This is a genomic window from Devosia sp., assembly GCF_034675085.1.
Classification (GTDB): Bacteria; Pseudomonadota; Alphaproteobacteria; order Rhizobiales; family Devosiaceae; genus Devosia.
The window spans coordinates 1-3,176 of the sequence record NZ_JAUCDN010000359.1; the positions used below are offsets into that span (position 1 = coordinate 1).

The 3,176-nt window shown below is 64.4% G+C and carries 5 protein-coding genes; all 5 read left to right on the plus strand.

Features of this window, described 5'->3' with window-relative positions:
* Window positions 1-256: triose-phosphate isomerase (locus tag VDP82_RS16175; RefSeq protein WP_323015858.1), on the plus strand; the 256-nt coding region annotated here is incomplete at its 5' end.
* Window positions 257-366: 110 nt separating this feature from the next.
* Complete coding sequence (gene secG / locus VDP82_RS16180; protein ID WP_323015859.1) at window positions 367-822, plus strand: preprotein translocase subunit SecG; 456 nt, start codon at window positions 367-369, stop codon at window positions 820-822.
* 112 nt (window positions 823-934) lie between these two features.
* The gene (locus VDP82_RS16185; protein ID WP_323015860.1) at window positions 935-2,563 is read left to right on the plus strand and encodes a CTP synthase; all 1,629 of its coding nucleotides are present in this window, start codon (window positions 935-937) and stop codon (window positions 2,561-2,563) included.
* Between the two features lie 67 nt (window positions 2,564-2,630).
* Window positions 2,631-2,999, plus strand: a complete 369-nt coding sequence (locus VDP82_RS16190; RefSeq protein ID WP_323015861.1) for a hypothetical protein — start codon at window positions 2,631-2,633, stop codon at window positions 2,997-2,999.
* A gap of 37 nt (window positions 3,000-3,036) precedes the next feature.
* A partial coding sequence (locus VDP82_RS16195; protein ID WP_323015862.1) for a DUF4169 family protein occupies window positions 3,037-3,176 on the plus strand: 140 nt, incomplete at its 3' end.

Consider the following 3,176-nt stretch of genomic DNA (forward strand, 5'->3'; position numbering starts at 1 on the left):
CTATGAGCCGATCTGGGCCATCGGCACCGGCCGTACGCCGGGCAATGACGACATTGCCCAGATGCATGCTTCGATCCGCCAGGTGCTGGCGGAGCGGTTCGGGGAGGCGGGCCAGCGCATCCATATTCTTTATGGCGGCTCGCTCAAGCCGCAAAATGCCCGGGAAATCCTGGCCATCGACAATGTCAATGGCGGGTTGGTAGGGGGCGCCAGCCTCTTGGCAAAGGACTTCTCGACCATTATCTCGGCTGTGTGATCGCGGACCGGTGTCGGCGGCGGGCGGAAATTCCGTCCGGCCTCTGGCATTTGCCGCGCGGTGCGTGTATGACGCGCCATCTTTGAAAAGACCGATAGACGAAAGACACAATGGCAAACGTCCTGATTGTGGCCTATCTGCTGATCGTCCTGGCGCTGATCGTGGTGATCCTGCTGCAGCGCTCCGAGGGCGGTGCGCTGGGCATTGGCGGGGGTGGCGGCGGCTTCATGACCGCGCGCGGTTCGGCGAATCTTCTGACCCGCACCACGGCGGTTCTGGCGACGCTGTTCTTCGTGACGGCCATCGGCCTGACCGTGCTGTCGGAGCTGGATCGCGGCACTTCGGGCATTCTCGAGCGGGCGACCGCCGGGCAGGAAGGCGCGCCGACCAATGCGCTGGATGCGCTGAGCGCCATGCAGGGCGGCTCGAGTGCTTCCGACCTGCCGGTTCCGGCCGACCAGACGCCGGCCACCGAAGCACCCGCCGCCAATGGCAACGCCATGAGCTCGGACCTGCCGGTGCCGGAAGCGCCGGCCGACGAACCGGCCGCTCCGGCGAGCAACTGACCGCCGCAAGGCGAACCGCAAGAGGGGGATGGAAACATCCCCTTCTTCTTTTTTGTGTAGGGCCGGCTTGCCGCTCTACGAATCGATGCTGATGTGTTTAAGGTGATTGCCCATGGCTCGGTACGTATTCATCACCGGAGGCGTGGTCTCCTCCCTGGGTAAAGGTCTGACTTCGGCGGCTCTGGGCGCCATGTTGCAGGCGCGCGGCTACAAGGTCCGCCTGCGCAAGCTCGACCCCTATCTCAATGTCGATCCGGGCACGATGTCGCCCACCCAGCATGGCGAGGTCTTCGTCACCGATGACGGGGCCGAGACCGATCTCGACCTGGGCCATTATGAGCGCTTCACCGGCCGCTCGGCCAATAAGCGCGACAACATCACCACCGGCCGCATCTATTCGGAATTGCTGGCCAAGGAACGCCGGGGCGAGTTCCTGGGCGCGACCGTGCAGGTCATTCCCCACGTCACAGACGCGATCAAGAATTTCGTCCTCGAAGGCAATGAGGATTTCGACTTCGTGCTGGTCGAGATCGGCGGCACGGTGGGCGATATCGAGGGGCTGCCCTTTTTCGAGGCCATCCGCCAGCTCGGCAACGACCTGCCGCGCGGCCACGCCGCCTATCTGCACCTGACGCTGATGCCCTATATCCCCTCGGCAGGCGAGCTCAAGACCAAGCCGACCCAGCATTCGGTCAAGGAACTGCGCTCCATCGGCATCGCGCCCGACGTGCTGCTGGTGCGCTGCGACCGGCCCATTCCCGAAGGGGAAAAGAAGAAGCTCAGCCTGTTCTGCAATGTACGCGAAAGCGCCGTCATCCAGGGGCTGGACGTCTCTTCCATCTATGACGTGCCGCTGGCCTATCACAAGGAAGGGCTGGACCGGGAAATCCTCGCCGCCTTCGGCATTACCGACGCGCCCGCGCCCGATCTTTCGGCCTGGGAGGAGGTTTCGCAGCGCCTGCACAACCCCGAAGGCGAGGTCAATATCGCCATCGTGGGCAAATATACCGGCCTCAAGGACGCCTATAAGTCGCTTTCCGAAGCGCTCAACCATGGCGGCATCGCCAACCGGGTGAAGGTCAATCTGCAATGGATCGACTCGGAAGTGTTCGAGCGCGACGATCCGGCGCCCTATCTCGAACATGTGCATGGCATCCTGGTGCCGGGCGGATTCGGCGAGCGCGGCTCGGCCGGCAAGATCGAGGCGGCGCGCTTCGCCCGCGTCAAGGACGTGCCCTATTTCGGCATCTGCTTCGGCATGCAGATGGCCTGCGTCGAGGCGGCGCGCAACACCGCCGGCATCAAGCAGGCCTCCTCCACCGAATTCGGCCCGACCAAGGAGCCGGTGGTGGGCATGATGACCGAATGGGCCAAGGGCAACGAAACCGAGACCCGCGCCAGCGAAGGCGATCTGGGCGGCACGCTGCGCCTGGGCGCCTATCCGGCCCAACTCACCCGCGGCAGCCGCGTCGCCGACATCTATGGCACCACCCGCATCTCCGAGCGCCATCGCCACCGCTATGAGGTGAACATGGAATATCGCAAGGTGCTGGAAAAGCACGGCCTGCTGTTCTCCGGGGTTTCGCCGGACGGGCGCCTGCCGGAAATCGTGGAGCGCACCGACCATCCCTGGTTCATCGGCGTGCAGTTCCACCCCGAGCTGAAGTCGCGCCCCTTCGAGCCGCATCCGCTGTTCACCAGCTTCATCGCCGCCGCCATGGATCAAAGCCGGCTGGTGTAAGCCGCCCCCGAACAGGGGTAGGCCGCCGCCTCCTGCCGCGCCATTGTCGGGGCAGGAGGAAAACGCCATGATCCGTATGCTGTTCGCCGCCAGCCTGGCGGCCGGCCTGGTGCTGCCCGCGCAGGCGCAGATGCTGGGTGATTTCGATTGCACCTCGGACCTGGAGGGGCCTTACACCCCGGCGGGGCTGCTGCGCATCGAGGAGCCCACCAGTTTCACCTTCCTCGATCCGGCGACGGCCCGACCCGGCAAGTTCTTCGCCATGGACATGATCACCGACGAGACGGTCAATTTCGACGACGCCTTCGCCGACCATATCTCGCCGGGCGCGATCATGGTGGAAGCCTCGTATTTCGCCGATGCCTTCACCTATGAGGCGGCGATCCTCACCGCCAAGGGGCGGGTGGTGCTGGTTTCCTGCCCCTTCATCCCCTGATGTGGTAAGAAGCGCTCCGCAACCCGACGGATCGCCCATGGCCGACATCATCAATCTTCGCACCGCCCGCAAGCACAAGGCCCGCGCCGACAAAGAAACGCAGGCTGAGCAGAACCGCATCCTGTTCGGCCGCACCAAGGCGGAAAAGCTGAAGCAGGAAACGGAAAAGGCGCGCGC